This window comes from Pseudomonas multiresinivorans, from assembly GCF_012971725.1.
GTDB classification, from domain to species: domain Bacteria; phylum Pseudomonadota; class Gammaproteobacteria; order Pseudomonadales; family Pseudomonadaceae; genus Pseudomonas; species Pseudomonas multiresinivorans.
The window spans coordinates 194,443-213,940 of record NZ_CP048833.1; the positions used below are offsets into that span (position 1 = coordinate 194,443).

The following is a 19,498-nucleotide window of genomic DNA, read 5'->3' on the forward strand; positions in this document are numbered from 1 at the left end:
CTGTAGGAGCGAGCCTGCTCGCGAACAATCCCTGCATCGAGAGCTGCCGGGAAATCCGTTCGCGAACAAGCTCGCTCCTACGAAGAGCAGGTCAGACTCGCACCAGTACGTCCATCGCCTCCCGCAACGGCCCCGGAATCGACACCGGCCGGTTGCTGGCCCGATCTACGAATACATGCACGAACTTGCCCGCCGCACAGGCCAGGTCCTCGCCCTCGCGGAAGATCGCCAGTTCGTACTGCACGGAGCTGTTGCCCAGCTTGCCGACCCGCAGACCGACCTCGATGCGTTCGGGGAAGGCCACCGGCGCGAAATAATCACAGCTGGAGCTGACCACGAAACCCACCACCTCGCCGCCGTGGATATCCAGGCCGCCGCGCTCGATCAGGTAGGTGTTCACCGCCGTGTCGAAGAAGCCGTAGTAGGTCACGTTGTTCACGTGACCATAGATGTCGTTGTCGTGCCAGCGGGTAGTGATCGGCTGGAAGTGCGCGTAGTCAGTGCGGCTGGGGTGCTGTTCGCTCATCGGGTTCTCAGAAGGCGGCTCGGTAGATGGCCAGCGCGTCACTCTCGCTGACTTCTCGGGGATTATTCACCAGCAGGCGCTGCTGCAACATCGCATCGGCGGCCAGGCGCGGCAGGCTGGCTTCCGGCACGCCGGCATCGCGCAGGCGCGACGGCAGGCCGCTGCGCGGGCTGAGGTCGGCCAGCTCGGCGATGAACTGCTCGGTGCGGTCGGCATCGCTGCGCAGGCGCTCGCCCAGCAGCAGCGGCGCCAACTCGGCGTAGAGCGGCGCGGCGTTGCACGCATTGAAGCGGATCACCTCCGGCAGCACCAGCGCATTGCTCAGGCCGTGGGGGATATGGAAGTGCCCGCCCAGCGGATAGGCCAGCGCGTGCACGGCGGCCACCGGAGCGTTGGCGAAGGCCTGGCCGGCCAGGCAGGCGCCCAGCAGCATGGCCTGGCGCGCCTCGCGGTTGCCGCCGTTGTGCACGGCTTCGTCGAGGTTCAGCGCCAGCAGGCGCAGGGCTTCGCGGGCCAGCAGGTCAGACAGCGGGTTTTTCTTCAGCTTGCTGGTGTAGGCCTCGATGGCGTGGACCATGGCGTCGATGCCGGTGGCGGCGGTGACCGCCGGCGGCAGGCCGAGGGTGAGGTCGGCGTCGAGCACGGCCAGGTCCGGCAGCAAGTGCGGACTGACTACGCCCATCTTGGTGGTCTCGCCGGTGGTGACGATGGCGATGGGCGTCACTTCCGAACCGGTACCCGCGGTGGTCGGCACCTGGATCAGTGGCAGGCGCGGGCCGCGGGCGTTGCCGACGCCGAAGATGTCCTTCAGCCCCTGGGATGCCGACGGATGCGCCAGCAGCGCCACCAGCTTGGCAACGTCCAGCGAGCTGCCGCCGCCATAGCCGATCACCAGTTGCGCAGCCATCCTGCGAGCCTGCTCGGCGGCTTCCAGCACGACGCTTTCCGGCGGGTCGGCCACTACCTGATCGAAGACTTCCACCGCCACGCCGGCCTGGGCGAAGCCGGGCAGTACGCCGTCGAGCATGTTCAGGCGGGTGATGCCGGGGTCGGTGACGATAAGCACGCGCTGGGCGCCGCGCTCGCGGCAGAGTTCGCCCAGGCGGGCGGCGGAGCCACTCTCGCAGAGGATCTGCGCGGTGGTGGCGAAGCTGAAAGGCTGCATGACGGTCCCCGGTCTTGTCGTTGTAGTGCGGAAAATCCGTAGGCCACCGCTCGGTGGCCAGCCGGGGAAGCATAGCAACGCAATACAGCATCCCGAAACCCTGTACCGCCAGGCGAAACACTCATTCACCAGATGAATGGGAGGGTACGTTTCACCCGGGAGCGTAGGAGCGGACTTTGTCCGCGATCGCTTTCCGGCTGATCCGAGCAAGCCGGTTGCACATCGCGGACAAAGTCCGCTCCTACGCAATCAGCCCCGCAGAAACGAAAAAGGCCGGCATTGCGCCGGCCTTTTCCTCATCGAGGGCAAGTCAGACAGCGACCGGCGCCTTGATGTGCGGGTGGGCTTCGTAGCCGACCAGTTCGAAGTCCTCGAAGCGGAAGTCGAACAGGTCCTTCACCTCGGGGTTGATCTTCATGGTGGGCAGCGGCAGCGGCTCACGGGTCAACTGCAGGTCGGTCTGTTCCAGGTGGTTGGCGTACAGGTGGCAGTCGCCGCCGGTCCAGATGAACTCGCCCGGCTCGAAGCCCGCGACCTGCGCGACCATCAGGGTCAGCAACGCGTAGCTGGCGATGTTGAAGGGCACGCCGAGGAAGATGTCGGCCGAGCGCTGGTACAGCTGGCAGCTGAGCTTGCCGTCGGCGACATAGAACTGGAACAGCGCGTGGCAAGGCGGCAGGGCCATTTCGTCGATCAGCGCGGGGTTCCACGCGGAGACGATCAGCCGGCGCGAATCCGGGTTCTTCTTCAGCATCTCCATCAGGTTGGCGATCTGGTCGATATGGCGGCCGTCCGGCGCCGGCCAGGAGCGCCACTGGTAGCCGTAGACCGGGCCCAGGTCGCCATTCTCGTCGGCCCATTCGTCCCAGATCGAGACGCCGTTTTCCTTCAGGTAGGCGATGTTGGTCGAACCTTTGAGGAACCACAGCAGCTCATGGACGATCGATTTGAGGTGGCACTTCTTGGTGGTCACCAGCGGGAAGCCTTCGGCGAGGTCAAAGCGCATCTGGTGGCCGAACACACTGTAGGTGCCGGTGCCGGTGCGATCGCTCTTGAAGGAGCCGTGTTCGCGCACGTGGCGCATGAGGTCGAGGTACTGTTTCATCGCTGCGGTTTCACCCAAAAGCCGGTCGGTGAGGCTCTGCGGCGCGGCTCCGGGGTGGGCCGCCGGCAGAACGATTCGCCCGGCAGAATCTGAACAAGCGGCAATACTAAGGGCCTGGGCCCGGTCTCGCCACCCTGGCCGACCAACACCCGATTCAAGCGGCGCCAGACCGCGCTCCCCAACCGTTCGTCTGTTGCAAGAGAGGTCGTCATGTCCGAGGCACAGCTGCCCGCCTTTCCCTTTTCGCGCCGTCGCCTGCTGGCAGTGGCGTGCGCCAGCGCCGCTCTGGGCAGTGTACTGCTCAGCCCGGCCGCACGTACCTGGGCCGCGCTGACGCCCCAGGCGGCGACAGAGCTGGACGAGTTCATGACCCTGTCCCAGCGCCTGACCGGCCGCAGCAACCTCGACCCGCGCATCGGCGAACGCCTGTTCGGCGTCCTGGCCCAGCGCGACACGGCGCTGCGGCAGAGTCTCGCGGAACTGCTGGATCGCCTGGGCGACGCGCCGGCTACCTGGAACGAGCGCCAGCAGTGGCTGGCCCGGCAGATTCTCGGTGGCTGGTACCTGGGCCAGATCGGCGATGACACCAGCGCCACGGTGGTCACCTACGAACAGGCGCTGATGTTCCGCGCCGTGGACGACGTGCTGGTGATCCGCAGCTATTGCCCGAACAAGCCCGGCTTCTGGGCGGCGCAACCGACCGAGCGGGGGGCCTGAGCATGGCCGATACGCAACGCGCCGATTTCGTGGTGGTCGGCTCCGGCGTCGCCGGCGCGCTGGTCGCCCATCAGCTGGCGCTGGCCGGCAAGGATGTGCTGATCCTCGAAGCCGGCCCGCGCATGGGCCGCTGGGAGATCGTCGAGCGCTTCCGCAACCAGGCGGACAAGTCCGATAACCAGGCGCCCTACCCGTCCAGCCCGTACGCGCCGCATCCGCAGTTCAAGCCGGACAACCATTACCTGATCCAGAAAGGCGAGCACCCCTACGACGTGCAGTACATTCGCGCCGTGGGCGGGACCACCTGGCACTGGGCGGCGTCGGCCTGGCGCTTCCTGCCCAATGATTTCAAGCTGCTCAGCCTCTATGGCGTGGGCCGCGACTGGCCCATCGAGTACTCGGAGCTGGAGCCCTGGTACCAGCGCGCCGAAGAAGAACTGGGTGTCTGGGGACCGGGTGACGAAGAGCTCGATTCGCCGCGCAGCCAGCCCTACCCGATGCCGCCGTTGCCACTGTCGTGGAACGAGCAGCGCATAAAGACCCTGCTCAACGCCAACGGCTACCGCGTGGTCACCGAACCGGTGGCGCGCAACAGCCGTCCCTACGACGGCCGGCCGACCTGCTGCGGCAACAACAACTGCATGCCCATCTGCCCCATCGGCGCGATGTACAACGGCATCGTCCACGTCGAGAAGGCCGAGGCCGCCGGCGCGCGGCTGATCGAGAACGCCGTGGTGTTCAAGTTGGAAAAGGACGACGGCGGCAAGATAGTCGCGGCGCTGTACAAGGACCCGCAGGGCAACGAGGTGCGCGTCGAGGGCGACACCTTCATCCTCGCTGCCAATGGCATCGAGACGCCCAAGCTGATGCTGATGTCCGACGTCGGCAACAGCTCCGACATGGTCGGCCGCAACCTCATGGACCACCCTGGCACCGCCGTGCAGTTCTATGCCGATGAGAAGCTCTGGCCGGGCCGCGGCCCGCAGGAGATGACCTCCATGGTGGGCTTCCGCGACGGCGCCTTCCGCAGCGAATACGCGTCGAAGAAGATCCACCTGTCCAACCTCTCGCGCACCGATCAGGTGGCCGCCGAGCTGATCCGCCACGGACCACTGCTGCTGGGCCACGACCTGGAAGCGAAGATCCGCGACCGCGCGGCGCGCTTCGTGCGCTTCGACAGCTTCCACGAAATCCTCCCGCACCCGGAGAACCGTATCGTGCCCAGTACCACCGAGCGCGATGCGGCGGGCATTCCCAAGCCCGAGTTCACCTATGCGATGGACGACTACGTGCGCAAGAGCGCGGTGCATACCCGCGAGGTCTACGCCCATGCGGCGAAACTGCTGGGGGGCGAGGAGGTGAAGTTCGATGACAGCTTCGCCAACAACAACCACATCACCGGCACCGTGCTGATGGGCGCCGACCCGAAGGACTCGGTGGTGGATGCGCAGTGCCGCTGCCACGACCATCCCAACCTGTTCATCGCCAGCAGCGGCGTGATGCCCACCGTCGGCTCGGTGAACTGCACCCTGACCATCGCCGCCCTGGCCCTGCGCCTGGCCGAACAGCTGAAGCGGGAGGCCAAGGCATGAAGCGTCTGATCCTGCTCGCCCTGCTCGCCGCGCCCCTGGCCTCGCACGCCGCCAAGGCTCTCGATCCCGCCCCGCAGGAGCTGCTGCAACGCGGCGAATACCTGGCCCGCGCCGGCGACTGCGCCGCCTGCCACACCGCGCCGGGCGGCAAGCCCTTCGCCGGCGGCCTGCCGCTGGCCACGCCGCTGGGCGCGGTGTATTCCACCAACATCACCCCCGACCCGAAGACCGGCATCGGCAGCTACAGCTATGACGACTTCGCCCGCGCCCTGCGCGACGGCGTGGCCAAGGGCGGCACCCGCCTCTACCCGGCAATGCCCTACACCGCCTACGCGAAGATCACCGACGAGGACATGAAGGCGCTCTACGCCTGGTTCCTCGAAGGCGGCGTGCAGGCCGTCGCGCAGCCCAACCAGGACTCCGACATCGCCTGGCCGCTGAACATGCGCTGGCCGCTGGCGATCTGGAACCTGCTGTTTCACCAGGATTCGGTCTACCAGCCCAACCCGAAGCAGAGCCCGGCCTGGAACCGCGGCGCCTACCTGGTCCAGGGCCTGGCGCATTGCGGCACCTGCCACACGCCGCGCGGCATGGCCTTCCAGGAGAAGGCCGTGGACGAGCGCACTACCGGCTTCCTCTCCGGCGCCGCGCTGGGCGGCTGGTACGCCTTCAACATCACCCCCGACACCCACAGCGGCATCGGCGGCTGGAGCGACGCGGAGATCGCCCAGTACCTGAAGACCGGTCGCGTGCCGGGCAAGGCACAGGCAGCCGGGCCCATGGCCGAAGCGGTGCAGCACAGTTTCCAGTACATGACCGACGCCGACCTGCTGGCCATCGCCAGCTACCTGCGCAGCGTGCCGGAGGTCAGCGATGGCGAACGCAAGGCACGCTTTGCCTGGGGCGAGCCGGCGGACGACGTGGTCACCTTGCGCGGCCAGGACTTCGCCGCACAAAAGCATGACGATGGTGCGCGCCTGTACCTGGGCAATTGCGCCAGCTGCCACTCCTGGAGCGGCGAAGGGGTGAAGGACGGCTACTACCCGATGCTGCTGAAGAACAGCGCCGTGGGCGCCCTGCAGCCGGACAACCTGGTGCAGGTGGTCCTGGGCGGCGTGCACCGCAAGGTCGGCGACGAGGAGATGTTCATGCCCGGCTTCGCCGGCACGCTCAATGACGAGCAGATCGCCACGCTGGTGAACTATCTCACGGCACAGTTCGGCAATCCGGAGGTAAAGGTCGACAGCGCGCGGGTCGCCGAAATCCGCCAGCCTTGAGCAGGGTTGGCGCCCTGCACCGAAGGGATCACGGGCCGGCCTGATTCGCGTTGACAGGCCGGCGCCCCCTCGTCGAAGCTGCGCCGATTCGTGGAGTTGTCCAGAAGAACAATGGAAGTCGAATGACCAAGCCGAAGAAGCCTGCTCCACGCCCCGCGAGCGCGCCGCGCAAACCCTATCGCGGATGGCTGCTGGCCGCCTGTGCCGGCCTGTTGCTGGTGGCCACCATCGGCCTGTGGTGGTGGGTGCAGAGCAGCAACCCCAGGCTGCCGGTATCTGCCAGTGCGCCAGCCAAAGCCCCGGCATCGACTCCTGCTCCGCCGGCAGTACCGGCGGCACCCACCACGACGATGGTCGACGAACAGCAATGCCAGGGCTGCCACCAGGCGCAGTTCAAGAGCTGGCAGGGCTCCCACCACCAGCAGGCGATGAAGCCGGCTGCCGAAGGCAATGTGCTGGGCGACTTCGACAACGTCACCTTCAAGGGCGAGACCGAGACCACCCGTTTCTTCCGCAAGGACGGCGAGTACTGGGTCAATACCCCCGGCGCCGACGGCAAGCCGGCGGACTTCAAGGTTGCCTACACCTTTGGTTTCGAACCGCTGCAGCAATACCTGATCGACTATCCCGGCGGTCGCCTGCAAGCCCTCGGCGTGGCCTGGGATAGCGGCAAGCACCAGTGGTTCCAGCTGATGCCCGGCCAGGGTATCGACCACAAGGACGAACTGCACTGGACCCGCCCGGCGCAGAACGCCAACTTCATGTGCATCGAATGCCATACCACCGGTTTCAAGCGCAATTACGACACCAGGACCGACAGCTTCGCCAGCCACTGGAACAGCCTCGGCGTCGGCTGCCAGGCCTGCCATGGCCCGGCATCCAGGCACCTGGAATGGGCGCAGAAGCCCGATAGCAGCGCGGACAAGGGCTTCGAAGTGCCGCTGCAGAACGCCAGCCAGGCGACTATCGTCGAGACCTGCGCACGCTGCCACGCGCGCCGCGCACCGCTGGCCGACGGCTTCCAGAACAAGCATCGTTTCATGGACGACTACCTGCCCAGCACGCTGACCCGCGAGCTGTACGAGATCGACGGCAAGATTAAGGACGAAGTCTTCGAATGGGGTTCCTTCACCCAGAGCAAGATGTTCGCCAAAGGGGTCCAGTGCACCGATTGCCACAACCCCCACAGCGGCGAGCTGAAGGCGCCGGGCAATGGCGTCTGCCTGCAATGCCACAACACGGCGGCCAGGCCGGTGCGCCCGCAGATCGACGGCAAGGGCCTGCAGGCGAAGAACTACGACTCGCCCGAGCACACACATCACCAACCCGGCACACCGGGCGCGCAATGCACCGCCTGCCACATGCCGGGGCGTTACTACATGGTCAACGACTACCGCCACGACCATGGTTTCACCCTGCCGGATCCCGCCCATGCCCGTCGCATCGGCGCGCCGGATGCCTGCCAGGCCTGCCACCGCGACATGCCCGGCAAGCAGCTCGGCGCGAAGTTCCGCGAGTGGTTCTCCAGCGAGCTACCGGCCAAACCCAATGCCTCCAGCAACCCCGCGCCGCGCTATGACGACACCCTGTGGAAAGCGCGCAATGGCAAGCCCGGCGCCTCCCGCGCGCTGCACCTGCTGCTGGCGACGACCGACCTGCCGGCGATCCGCCGTGCGACCCTGCTCGCCGAGTTGCCCAGCTACCCCAGCCAGCGCTCGCTGGAGTTGGTGGCCCTGGGCCTGAAGGACGCCGACCCGCTGGTACGCAACGCCGCCATCGAGGCTCTGCCGGCGCTTGCGGGCGCCCCACAGCAGGCCATGCTGCTGGCGCCGTTGCTCAATGACCCGATCCGCGCCGTGCGCATCGCCGCGGCCTGGCAACTGGCCCAGCTCCCGCCACCGGTTCGCGCCAGCATCGGAGCGGCCTTGGGCAAGGGTCTCGAAGAGTACGAACAGGTCCAGCACGACCTCGCCGAGCGCGCCGAGGCCAATCTCAACCTCGCCATGCTCTACCAGCAGACCGATCGGGGCGATCAGGTGGAACCGGCGCTGCGCGTCGCCCTCCAGCGCAACCCCGACTTCCTGCCCGCACGGGTCACGCTGATCCAGTGGCTGGAGGGCAATGGCCGGGCAGCCGAAGCCAGGCAAACGCTGGATGAAGGCTTGCGCCTGTTCCCCACCTCCGGCCTGCTGCACCACGTCAATGGCCTCGGTCTGGTGCGCCAGGGACAACGTACCCAGGCGATCAAGGAACTGCGCGAAGCGGTGCGCCTGAGCCCGGAAGACGACCAGTTCCGCTTCGTCCTGGCGATCGCCCTGCATGACACCGGCGACAGCGACGGCGCCTGCCACGAGCTGGAACAACTGCTGCAGCGCCACCCTGCCAACCGGACGGCGCGCCTGGCGCTGATCGACTACCTGCGCGAAACCGGGCAGTTCCAGAAGGTGCAGCAGTTCACCGCGGAACTGGAGCAGCAGAATCCGGACGATCCCGCGCTAAAACGTGAGTGAAAATTCCGACGACAGGCCGGAACCGCTGAAGCCTCCAAGGCTCTGATTGGCGCGCAATCATCCAAGGAGACACCATGCGTCGCCGTTTCGCCCCTGTCGTCGTAGCCCTCACCCTTCTCCCCCTCGCCTCGGCCATGGCCGAGGACCGCAGCTTCTGGCGCGGCGTCCTCACCTCCGGCGCCACCACCGCTTCGAGCTACCTGACCAGCCGTGACGATCACAAGCTGATCGGCCCGGCCCAGGACGATGCCGCCAGCTTCATCGCCACCGATGGCGCCATTCGCGGCCCCTACCTGGAAGCCACGTTGCAGCAAATGCGCAGCGCCGACCCGGCCCTGGCGCAAGCCAGCGACGCGGATCTGGCCTCGGCAATCCTGGCCGCCCAGCGCTGACCCACGCGAGGTGCGCGGGCAACCGCTCGCGCACCTCGTCCGGATAATCTTGGAACTCCCGCCAGCCGCTGCGCCTCTCACCTGTACACGGACCTTCCGGAGGTGGAACCGATGCGTACAGCGAAACTGGCCACTGCCTTTGCCCTTCTCGCCCTGCCCGTTGCCTCGGCCATGGCCGACGGCGACTTCTGGCGCGACGTCATCTCATCCGGCGCCACAACCGCGTCGACCTACCTGACCTTCAAGCACGACAAGCTGATCGTCGCCGCCCAGGACGATGCGAGCGCCTTCGTAGCCAGTGACGGTGCGATCCGCGGCCCGTACCTGGAAGCGGCCCTCACCCGCCTGCGCAGCGACGACGCCGCGCTGCAGGACCGCAGCGACATGGAACTGGCCAACGCCATTCTCGTCCGCCGAGATGACGCACCCGCCCAGTGATACCCACCGGCGCGGCCCGTGGCGCTCGCCGCGGGCCAAGCCGGCGGGTCGCGGCTGTGTTCTACTGACACTCCAATTCCGACACGGAGTGTCCCATGAACGATCCCATCCAGCCGCTGAAGATCACCCTGATCCTGCTGATCGTCAGTGAAGGCTTCTGGCTGCTCAGCCGCCTGCTCAGCGTGGTCGGCATAGAGGTCTATTCGCTGCTGCCCTCGTCGCTCTACAACCTGATCGGCATGCTCAGCAATGTGCTGATGATCCTGCTGTTCGTGTTCCTGATCCGCCTGATCGGGCGGTTGCAGCTCAAGCCCTGAGGTCCTCTGCCGGGCCAAGCCGATCGCGGACGGAGTCCGCTCCTACGCCGGAACGAACCTGTAGGAGCGAGCTTGCTCGCGAACCCTCCCAGCTCCGGCGCCGCCAGAAAATCCGTTCACGAGCAAGCTCGCTCCTACGAAAAACAAAAAAGCCGCCCGAAGGCGGCTTTTTCAGTTCAACGCACCGCTCACTCGCGGTAATCGTCCACCGGAACGCAGGCGCAGAACAGGTTGCGGTCGCCGTAGACGTTGTCCACGCGGTTCACTGCCGGCCAGTACTTGAAGGCACGGGTGTGCTCGGTCGGCGTCACCGCTTCGGCGATCTGGTAGGGGCGTTCCCACAGCCCGGCCACATCCGCCAGGGTGTGCGGCGCGCCCTTGAGCGGGTTGGCTTCGGCCGGCCATTCGCCGGTCTCGACCTTGGCGATCTCCGCGCGGATCGACAGCATCGCCTCGATGAAGCGGTCCAGCTCGTGCTTGGACTCGCTCTCGGTAGGCTCGATCATCAGCGTGCCCGGCACCGGGAAGGACATGGTCGGGGCGTGGAAGCCGTAGTCCATCAGGCGCTTGGCAACGTCCTCCTCGCTGATCCCGGTCTGGGCCTTGAGCGGGCGCAGGTCGAGGATGCACTCGTGGGCGACGCGCTCGTTGCGGCCACGGTAGAGCACCGGGAAGGCGCCATCGAGCTGCTGGGCCAGGTAGTTGGCGTTGAGGATCGCCACCTCGGTGGCGTCGGCCAGTTGCGGGCCCATCATGGCGATGTACATCCAGCTGATCGGCAGGATGCTGGCGCTGCCCCAGGGCGCGGCGCTGACCGCGCCGTTGAGCGGGTTCGGGCCTTCGATGCGGATCACCGGGTGGTTGGCGACGAAGGGCGCGAGGTGCTTCTTCACGCCGATCGGGCCCATGCCCGGGCCGCCGCCGCCGTGGGGAATGCAGAAGGTCTTGTGCAGGTTCATGTGTGACACGTCGGCGCCGATGTCCGCCGGACGCGCCAGGCCGACCTGGGCGTTGAGGTTGGCGCCGTCCATGTAGACCTGGCCGCCGTGGCCGTGGATGACCTCGCAGATTTCGCAGATGCCTTCCTCGTACACCCCGTGGGTGGACGGGTAGGTGATCATCAGGCAGGACAGCTGCTCGCCGGCTTCGGCCGCCTTGCGCTTGAGGTCCTCCATGTCGACGTTGCCGCCCTTGTCGCACTCGACGATGACCACGCGCATGCTCGCCATGATCGCCGAGGCCGGGTTGGTGCCGTGGGCCGAGGACGGGATCAGGCAGATATTGCGGTGCGCGTCGCCACGGCTCTCGTGGTACTTGCGGATCGCCAGCAGGCCGGCGTACTCGCCCTGGGCGCCGGAGTTGGGCTGCATGCAGATGGCGTCGAAGCCGGTGATCGCGCAGAGCCAGCTTTCCAGCTCCTCGATCATCAGGCGGTAGCCCTCGGCCTGCTCGCGCGGCACGAAGGGGTGCAGCGTGGCGAATTCCGGCCAGGTGATCGGGATCATCTCGCTGGTGGCGTTGAGCTTCATGGTGCAGGAGCCCAGCGGGATCATCGCCTGGTTCAGCGCCAGGTCCTTGCCCTCGAGCTGGCGCAGGTAGCGCAGCATCTCGGTTTCGCTGTGATGACGGTTGAACACCGGGTGGCTCAGGTAGCCGCTGCTGCGCTGCAGGGCTGCGGGAATACCCTCGGCGACCTGGCCGGCATCGAGTTGGGCGACGTCCAGGCCGTGGCCGGCCCCCAGCAGGATGTCGAACAGCGTGGCGAGGGTCTCGGCGCTGGTGGTTTCGTCCAGGCTCACGCCCAGGCGGTCCTCACCGACGATGCGCAGGTTGACGCGGGCGGCGCGGGCGCGCTCGACGATGGCCTGCTGCTGCGCGCCGACGTCGAAGGTCAGGGTATCGAAAAAGTGCTGGTTGACCGGCTTCAGGCCCTTGGCGGCGAGGCCGGCGGCCAGCACGGAAGTCAGGCGGTGCACGCGCTGGGCGATGCGCTTGAGGCCCTGCGGGCCGTGGTACACGGCGTACAGGCTGGCGATGTTGGCCAGCAGCACCTGCGAGGTGCAGACGTTGGAGTTGGCCTTCTCGCGGCGGATGTGCTGCTCGCGGGTCTGCAACGCCATGCGCAGCGCGGTGTTGCCACGGGCATCCTTGGACACGCCGATGATCCGGCCCGGCATGGCGCGCTTGTACTCATCGCGGCAAGCGAAGAAGGCTGCGTGCGGGCCGCCGTAGCCCATCGGCACGCCGAAGCGCTGGGCGCTGCCCAGGACCACGTCGGCGCCCAGCTCGCCCGGCGGGGTGAGCAGCAGCAGCGCAAGCAGGTCACTGGCGACGCAGGCGATCGCCTGCTGGGCGTGCAGGGCGTCGATCAGCGGGCGCAGGTCACGCACCTCGCCACGGGTATCCGGGTACTGCAGCAGCGCGCCGAACACCTGGTGTTGACCGAGGTTGTCCACCTCGTCGACCACCACGTCGAAGCCGAAGGCTTCGGCGCGGGTCTGCACCACGGAGATGGTCTGCGGATGGCAGTGGGTGTCGACGAAGAACAGGTTGCTCTTCGCCTTGGCCACGCGCTTGGCCAGCGCCATGGCCTCGGCGGCGGCGGTGGCTTCGTCCAGCAGCGAGGCGCTGGCGAGATCGAGGCCGGTGAGGTCGATGGTCATCTGCTGGAAGTTCAGCAGCGATTCGAGACGGCCCTGGGCGATCTCCGGCTGGTACGGGGTATAGGCGGTGTACCAGCCCGGGTTCTCCAGCACGTTGCGCAGGATGACGGTCGGCGTCAGGGTGCCGTAGTAGCCGGTGCCGATCAGGCTGGTCCACAGCTCGTTCTTCAGCGCGTAGCCCTTCAGCTTGGCCAGTGCACCCTGCTCGTCGAGGGCGGTCGGCAGGTCCAGCGGCCGATTCAGGCGGATGGCCGGCGGTACCGTCTGCACGATCAGGTCGTCGCGGTTTTTCAGGCCCAGGGTGTCGAGCATCGCTTGCTGCTCGGCGGCGTCGGGGCCCAGGTGGCGGGCGAGGAAGGCATCAGGCTGGTGCAGCTGGGAAAGCGAAGGGGTGTTCGACATGGCCACGGTCTCGAAAGGGCGTTCCCTGAAAAGAACAGGCCCCGACGAATCGAGGCCTGTGTGTACAGCAGTGTCTTACGCGTCGGCGTCGCTGGCAGCGCGGTAGCCGGCGGCGTCGAGCAGCTTGTCCAGCTCGGCCGGGTTGCTCGGCTTGAGCTTGAAGAACCAGGAACCGTACGGATCGTTGTTCACTTCTTCGGGGGTGTCGGCCAGCACGTCGTTGACGGCGATGACTTCGCCGCTCACAGGGGCGTAGATGTCCGAGGCGGCCTTCACCGACTCGACCACACCGGCTTCCTGGCCGGCGGCGAGGGTCTTGCCCACTTCCGGCAGTTCGACGAAGACCACGTCGCCCAGGGCTTCCTGGGCGTGGTCGGAGATGCCCACGGTGACGGTACCGTCAGCTTCCAGGCGCGCCCACTCGTGGCTGGCGGCGTAACGCAGGTCGGCGGGGATATTGCTCATCTTGTTTTTCCTCGAGGACTGGACGACGGGCGGCGACGCCGCACCATGCAAGTTAGATCATGCAATTTAGATCAGGGCTTTGCCATGACGCACGAAATTCGGTTGAACGACGCGGACCGGGTACCACTTGCCGCGGATTTCCACTTCGGCGCGGTCACCGGTGGCCGCCGGCACACGGGCCAGGGCGATGGATTTGCCGAGCGTCGGGGAGAAGCTGCCGCTGGTGATCTCGCCTTCGCCGACGCCGGCGACGCGGACCACCTGGTGGGCGCGCAGTACGCCGCGCTCTTCCAGCACCAGGCCGACCAGCTTGGGCGCATCGCCGGCGGCTTTCTGCGCTTCCAGGGCCTTGCGGCCGATGAAGTCGCGGCCTTCGGGTTCCCAGGCGATGGTCCAGCCCATGTTGGCGGCCAGCGGGGTGACGTCTTCGTCCATGTCCTGGCCGTAGAGGTTCATCCCGGCTTCCAGGCGCAGGGTATCGCGCGCGCCCAGGCCCGCCGGGGAAATTCCGGCACCGACCAGGTCGTTGAGGAAGCCTTGCGCCTCGACGGCCGGCAGCATGATTTCCAGGCCGTCCTCGCCGGTGTAGCCGGTGCGGGCGATGAACCAGTCACCGTCGGCCTTGCCCTGGAAGGGCTTGAGTTCACGGATCAGCGCGGCGCGGGCGGGAGTGACCAGCTCGGCGGTCTTCTCACGGGCGTTGGGGCCCTGGACGGCCAGCATCGCGAGGTCGGGACGTTCGGTCAGGGTGACGTCGAAGCCCTCGGTATGCGCCTGCATCCAGGCCATGTCCTTGTCGCGGGTCGAGGCATTGACCACCACGCGGTAGCCGTACACGCCGAGGTAGACGATCAGGTCGTCGACCACGCCGCCACGCTCGTTGAGCATGCCGCTGTACAGCGCCTTGCCCGGAACCTGCAGTCGTTCGACATCGTTGGCCAGGAGTCGCTGCAGGTATTCCTTGGCCTGCGGACCGGTGACGTCGACCACGGTCATGTGGGAAACGTCGAACACGCCGCAATCGCGACGTACCTGGTGGTGCTCTTCGACTTGCGAACCGTAGTGCAACGGCATGTCCCAACCGCCGAAATCGACGATCTTGGCGCCGAGGGCGACGTGCAAATCATAGAGCGGCGTGCGCTGTCCCATGGGTGTTCTCCTTCCGGGCGAGGCGGGTGCGGAGCGCGAGTACGGCCCGCACGAAACGCGCGCATTGTAGTCGCATGACCGGACTCTGGACAGCTTGTCCGACGGCCGATTCTCAGGGCCGCACAGAACCGGTCGGTCGCGCCGAGCGACGGATCAGCCCGATCACCGGGAACAGTCCCACCAGCACCAGCGTCAGCGCCGGCAGCGCGGCGCGCGCCCACTCGCCTTCGCTGGTCATCTCGAAGACGCGCACGGCCAGGGTGTCCCAGCCGAATGGACGCATCAGCAGGGTCGCGGGCATTTCCTTGAGCACGTCGACGAACACCAGCAGCGCGGCGCTCAAGGCTCCCGGCACCAGTAGCGGCAGGTAGACGCGGAAGAACAACCCGGCTCCGCCGACGCCCAGGCTGCGGGAAGCTTCCGGTAGCGAAGGTCGAATTCTCGCCAGCGCACCCTCCAACGGGTTGTAGGCCACCGCCATGAAACGGATCAGGTAAGCCACCAGCAGCGCCCCGAGGCTGCCCAGCAGCAAGGGCTTGCCGGCGCCGCCGAGGGCGCTGGACAGCGGAATCACTGCATGGTTATCCAGCCAGCTGAAGGCCAGCATGATCGCCACCGCCAGCACCGAGCCGGGCAGCGCATAGCCGAGGTTGGAAATACCTACCGCCGAGCGCACCGCGGTTGTTGGCGACAGCCGCCGGGCGAAGGCCAGCAACAGCGCGACGGCCACCGTGATCAGCGCCGCGAAGCCGCCCAGGTACAGGCTGTGGAGGATCAGTCCCCAGTAGCGCTCGTCGAGGTCGAAACGCCCCTTCTGCCAGACCCACACCACCAGTTGCAGCACCGGGATGACGAAGGCGCAGGCGAATACCAGCAGGCACCAGGCGCTGGCGGCGAAGGCCTTCCAGCCACGCAGCCGATACAGCGCGGCGCCACGCGGGCGCTCGTTCGGCACACCACTGCGGCCACGGCTGTAGCGCTCGCCCAGCAGCACCAGCATGACGAACAGCAACAGCAGGCTGGCCAGCTGGGTAGCGCTTGAGAGACTGTAGAAGCCGTACCAGGTCTTGTAGACAGCGGTGGTGAAGGTATCGAAGTTGAACACCGAGACGGTGCCGAAATCCGCCAAGGTTTCCATGATCGCCAGCGCCAGCCCGGCGCCGATGGCCGGTCGCGCCATCGGCAGGGCAACGCGCCAGAAGGCGGCCAGGGGAGACAGGCCGAGTACCCGCGCCGCTTCGGTCAGACCGCGACCCTGGGCAAGGAAGGCGGTGCGCGCGAGCAGATAGACATAGGGATAGAAGACCAGCACCAGCACCGTGATCACGCCGCCGGTGGAGCGCACGCGCGGCAGCCGCAGGCCGCTGCCGAACCACTCGCGCAGCAGCGTCTGCACGGGGCCGGAGAAATCCAGCAGGCCGACGAAGACGAACGCCAGCACATAGGCCGGCACCGCGAAGGGCAGCATCAGCGCCCAGTCCAGCCAGCGCCGGCCGGGGAATTCGCAGAGGCTGGTGAGCCAGGCAAGGCTGACGCCCAGCACGGTCACGCCCACGCCCACGCCGGTTACCAGCACCAGGGTATTGCCCAGCAGGCGCGCCATCTGGGTTTCCCACAGGTGCGACCAGATTTCGCGGTCGATTTCCGCCCAGCTCAGCAGCAGGACACTGATGGGCAGCAAAACCAGGGCGGCGACGGCAAAGGTGATGGGGGTCCAGCGGTGGGTGCGCATGCGTTGCGTTATTCCAGGAGATCAGCCGGTGTTCGCAGGAAATATCGCCGATGAATTGACGGAAACTTCCCTCATTGATATCGAATTCGCCTGATCCTCATGCGACAGGGATAAAGCTCAAGCTGGTGCGGTCGAATCCGCCACTTTGCCATTCCAACCTGCCAAGGAAAAAGCCCATGTCCTCCCCTCGCTCTCTCTGCGGACTGCTGCTTCTGACACTGTGCGGCGCCGTTCAGGCCGACGAGCCCACTCCCATGGAAGCCTGCCTGCAAATGGCAATGACGCTCCTGGCCGAGAATCCGCAAGTACAGGAGCGCTGGCAGCAGACCTGGGTGGAGCCATCGTCGATCCGCGAGGAAGCCTACGACGGCGAGGTGGACGGCCAGCACGCCAGCAAGCGCCTGACCGCCCAACTGCGCCGCGGCGATCAGTCGGACGGCCAGTTCATCTGCCTGCTGGCGGAGAACGGCAAGGCGCTTTCAGTGGATCACAAGGGCGACGCCGACAGCCAGTAAGGCGCCGGCGCTTCCATCAGTTCCAACCGGCGCGGTCCATCAGCTTGATCGCTTCGGCCTGGCGCTTACCGGCGATCTCCACCGGAATGCTGTCGGCCTTGAATTCACCCCAGGCGGCCACTTCCTGCGACGGCGCCACCTTCGGGTTGGCCGGGAACTCCTGGTTGATGCCGGCGAACAGCGCCTGGGCGTCCGCGCCGGTCATCCATTCCACCAGCTTCTTGGCCTGTTCCGGGTGCGGCGCGTACTTGGTCAGGCCGATGCCCGACAGGTTGACGTGCACGCCCCGGTCGCCCTGGTTCGGCCAGAACAGCTTCACCGGCAGCTGCGGATTGTCCTTGTGCATGCGCCCGTAGTAGTAGGTGTTGACGATACCGACGTCGCACTGCCCGGCGGCGATGGCCTGGAGCAGCGCGTTATCATCGGAGAACACGTCGGTAGCCAGGTTGTTCACCCAGCCCTTGAGGATTTCCTCAGTCTTCTCGGCGCCATGGGTCTCGATCAGGGTGGCGGTCAGCGACTGGTTGTAGACCTTCTTCGCGGTGCGCAGGCACAGGCGGCCTTCCCATTTCGCATCGGCCAGTTCCTCATAGGTCGACAGTTCCTCGGGCTTCACCCGCTGGGTCGAATAGGCGATGGTCCGTGCGCGCAGCGACAGGCCGGTCCAACTGTCGGTGCCGGAGCGGTACTGCGGCGGGATGTTCGCGTCCAGGGTCGGCGAATCGAAGGGCTGCAGGATGCCCATCTTCTCGGCCTGCCAGAGGTTGCCGGCATCCACGGTGAGTAGCAGGTCGGCCGGGGTGTTGGCGCCTTCGGCCTTGATCCGCGCCATCAGCGGCGCTTCCTTGTCGGTGATGAACTTGATCTTCACCCCGGTGGCCTGGGTGTAGGCGTCGAAGACGGGTTTGATCAGCTCGTCGATACGCGAGGAATAGACCACCACTTCGTCGGCGGCCTGGGCGGTGCTACCGAGGGCGGCCAGCAGGAGGGTGGCGATAAGACCTTTGCGCGCGAGCATGAGCGTGTCCTTTGCGGAGAAGAAATCCCGCAAATGATAAGGAACCTCATTTGCTATCGAGTCGTGTGTTTGTGTCGAGGTGTTTCGGGAAGCTGCGGTTTTAGGTCGCGGGGCGATCTGGGCGCAAGGCAAGAGCCCCTCACCCCAGCCCTCTCCCAAAGGGAGAAGGAGCCGTTCGGCGTCGATAGGTATTACGGAGTCAGCCGGCGATCTCTGAACGATCAGCGCACGCTGATCAGTCCCCTCTCCCTCCGGGAGAGAGTTAGGGTGAGGGGACCGAAGGCTACCCTCTACACTCGCGCCAGATTGGGCAGATCCCCGGAAAGCCCAAGCGCCTGCCGCACGAACACGCCCTTCGCTTCGTGATGCTTATCCACCAGCCGCAGCCCGGCGTTACGCAGCCAGCGCACCGCCAGCGGGTCGGCCTGGAACAGGCGCTGGAAACCTTCCATCGCCGCCATCATGGCCAGGTTGTGCGGCATGCGACGACGTTCGAAGCGGCTCAGCACGCGCTCCTCGGCGATGTTCTCGCCACGGGCGTGGGCGTGCTCGATCACCTCGGCGAGCACCGCGGCATCCAGGAAACCCAGGTTCACGCCCTGCCCAGCCAGCGGGTGGATGGTGTGCGCGGCATCGCCGATCAGCGCCAGCCCCGGCTCCACATAGCGTTTCGCGTGGCGCTGGCGCAGCGGGATGCACAGCCGGCGATCGGCGTGTTCGATGACGCCCAGGCGGTGTTCGAAGGCGAGCCCGAGCGCCTTGCAGAAGCCTTCGTCGTCCAGCGCCATGAGCTTCTCGGCCTGCTCGGGAGTAGTCGACCAGACGATCGAACACCAGTGCGCGTCGCCCTCTTTCGCCAGCGGCAGGAAGGCCAGCGGGCCGTCGTCGGTGAAGCGCTGCCAGGCGGTGGCCTGGTGGGGTTTCTCGACGCGCACGCTGGTGACGATGGCGTGGTGCAGGTAATCCCATTCGCGGGTGGCGCAGCCGGCCAGGCGGCGCACGGCGGAATTCGCGCCGTCGGCGGCGACCACCAGCGGCGTGCGGATTTCCCGGCCATCGGCAAGGCTCAGCAGCCAGTTGTCGCCGGAGTGGCGCAGTTGTTCCAGGCGCGCGTTGGGCAGCAGGCCGAGGGCGGAGTCATGCAGCCGTTCCAGCAGGGCATCCTGCACCACGCGGTTCTCGACGATATGGCCGAGCATCTCGGCATGCACGCTGGCAGCGCTGAAGTGGATCTGCCCGGTGCCGGAGCCGTCCCACACCTGCATCTCGCGGTAAGGTTCGGCGCGGCGCGCGGCGATGCCGTCCCAGGCGTGCAGGCGCTGGAGAATCCGCCGGCTGGCCTCGGACAGCGCACTGACGCGCGGCTCGAAAGGTGCTTCGCGGTCGAACGGCTTGACGCTCAGCGGCGAGCCGTCCAGCAGCAGGATATCCAGCCCGCTGCCTTCCAGGGCCAGGGCCAGGGCACTGCCGACCATTCCCGCCCCGACGATTACCAGATCCGCGTGCATGTGCGTT

General features: G+C 66.7%; 17 protein-coding genes. 8 read left to right on the forward strand and 9 right to left on the reverse strand.

The genetic code is table 11. The features are described from left to right. Positions 1 to 91: 91 nt before the first annotated feature. From G4G71_RS00905 to G4G71_RS00915, 3 genes are all read right to left on the reverse strand, one after another. Positions 92 to 526, reverse strand: a complete 435-nt coding sequence (locus G4G71_RS00905; protein WP_169935036.1) for an acyl-CoA thioesterase — start codon at positions 524 to 526, stop codon at positions 92 to 94. A 7-nt stretch (positions 527 to 533) separates the two neighbouring features. Beyond that, a complete protein-coding gene (locus G4G71_RS00910) occupies positions 534 to 1,691 on the reverse strand; it encodes an iron-containing alcohol dehydrogenase (protein ID WP_169935037.1) in 1,158 nt (385 codons plus the stop codon). Between the two features lie 310 nt (positions 1,692 to 2,001). Continuing rightward, positions 2,002 to 2,796: a thymidylate synthase gene (locus tag G4G71_RS00915; RefSeq protein ID WP_169935038.1), complete on the reverse strand. Its 795-nt coding sequence runs from the start codon at positions 2,794 to 2,796 to the stop codon at positions 2,002 to 2,004. A gap of 210 nt (positions 2,797 to 3,006) precedes the next feature. On the opposite strand from G4G71_RS00915, the gene G4G71_RS00920 reads away from it, so the two are divergent. The 7 genes from G4G71_RS00920 (at position 3,007) to G4G71_RS00950 (ending at position 10,039) form a co-directional block, all read left to right on the forward strand. Next, positions 3,007 to 3,513 (forward strand): sugar dehydrogenase complex small subunit, encoded by a 507-nt coding sequence (locus tag G4G71_RS00920; RefSeq protein WP_169935039.1) that lies wholly within the window; start codon positions 3,007 to 3,009, stop codon positions 3,511 to 3,513. Positions 3,514 to 3,515: 2 nt separating this feature from the next. Then, positions 3,516 to 5,105, forward strand: a complete 1,590-nt coding sequence (locus G4G71_RS00925; RefSeq protein ID WP_169935040.1) for a GMC family oxidoreductase — start codon at positions 3,516 to 3,518, stop codon at positions 5,103 to 5,105. After that, on the forward strand, positions 5,102 to 6,382 hold the full coding sequence (locus tag G4G71_RS00930) for a cytochrome c (protein WP_169935041.1): 1,281 nt from the start codon (positions 5,102 to 5,104) through the stop codon (positions 6,380 to 6,382). Before G4G71_RS00925 ends, G4G71_RS00930 begins: the two co-directional genes overlap by 4 nt. A gap of 122 nt (positions 6,383 to 6,504) precedes the next feature. Continuing rightward, entirely contained in the window at positions 6,505 to 8,892 is a 2,388-nt protein-coding gene (locus tag G4G71_RS00935; RefSeq protein WP_169935042.1) for a tetratricopeptide repeat protein, read from the forward strand. Positions 8,893 to 8,966: 74 nt separating this feature from the next. Continuing rightward, a complete protein-coding gene (locus G4G71_RS00940; protein ID WP_169935043.1) occupies positions 8,967 to 9,284 on the forward strand; it encodes a DUF2388 domain-containing protein in 318 nt (105 codons plus the stop codon). 111 nt (positions 9,285 to 9,395) lie between these two features. Beyond that, complete coding sequence (locus tag G4G71_RS00945) at positions 9,396 to 9,722, forward strand: DUF2388 domain-containing protein (protein WP_024765733.1); 327 nt, start codon at positions 9,396 to 9,398, stop codon at positions 9,720 to 9,722. 95 nt (positions 9,723 to 9,817) lie between these two features. Then, a complete protein-coding gene (locus tag G4G71_RS00950) occupies positions 9,818 to 10,039 on the forward strand; it encodes a hypothetical protein (RefSeq protein WP_169935044.1) in 222 nt (73 codons plus the stop codon). A gap of 188 nt (positions 10,040 to 10,227) precedes the next feature. On the opposite strand, the gene gcvP is transcribed toward G4G71_RS00950, so the two are convergent. The 4 genes from gcvP to G4G71_RS00970 all read right to left on the reverse strand — a co-directional run bounded on the left by gcvP (position 10,228) and on the right by G4G71_RS00970 (position 16,450). Continuing rightward, entirely contained in the window at positions 10,228 to 13,104 is a 2,877-nt protein-coding gene (gene gcvP, locus G4G71_RS00955) for an aminomethyl-transferring glycine dehydrogenase (protein WP_169935045.1), read from the reverse strand. A gap of 75 nt (positions 13,105 to 13,179) precedes the next feature. Beyond that, positions 13,180 to 13,569, reverse strand: a complete 390-nt coding sequence (gcvH, locus tag G4G71_RS00960; RefSeq protein ID WP_024765736.1) for a glycine cleavage system protein GcvH — start codon at positions 13,567 to 13,569, stop codon at positions 13,180 to 13,182. 66 nt (positions 13,570 to 13,635) lie between these two features. Further along, positions 13,636 to 14,718 (reverse strand): glycine cleavage system aminomethyltransferase GcvT, encoded by a 1,083-nt coding sequence (gcvT, locus tag G4G71_RS00965; protein ID WP_054907775.1) that lies wholly within the window; start codon positions 14,716 to 14,718, stop codon positions 13,636 to 13,638. 112 nt (positions 14,719 to 14,830) lie between these two features. Continuing rightward, a complete protein-coding gene (locus tag G4G71_RS00970; RefSeq protein ID WP_169935046.1) occupies positions 14,831 to 16,450 on the reverse strand; it encodes an ABC transporter permease in 1,620 nt (539 codons plus the stop codon). Positions 16,451 to 16,626: 176 nt separating this feature from the next. Between G4G71_RS00970 and G4G71_RS00975 the strand changes: the two genes are divergently transcribed. Further along, positions 16,627 to 16,965 carry a hypothetical protein gene (locus tag G4G71_RS00975; protein ID WP_024765738.1) on the forward strand — a complete coding sequence of 113 codons (339 nt, stop codon included), beginning with the start codon at positions 16,627 to 16,629 and terminating at the stop codon, positions 16,963 to 16,965. A gap of 16 nt (positions 16,966 to 16,981) precedes the next feature. On the opposite strand, the gene G4G71_RS00980 is transcribed toward G4G71_RS00975, so the two are convergent. Both G4G71_RS00980 and G4G71_RS00985 read right to left on the reverse strand, forming a co-directional pair. Next, positions 16,982 to 17,983, reverse strand: a complete 1,002-nt coding sequence (locus G4G71_RS00980; protein ID WP_169935047.1) for an extracellular solute-binding protein — start codon at positions 17,981 to 17,983, stop codon at positions 16,982 to 16,984. Between the two features lie 290 nt (positions 17,984 to 18,273). Continuing rightward, entirely contained in the window at positions 18,274 to 19,491 is a 1,218-nt protein-coding gene (locus tag G4G71_RS00985) for a 2-octaprenyl-3-methyl-6-methoxy-1,4-benzoquinol hydroxylase (RefSeq protein ID WP_169935048.1), read from the reverse strand. Between the last annotated feature and the right edge of the window lie 7 nt (positions 19,492 to 19,498).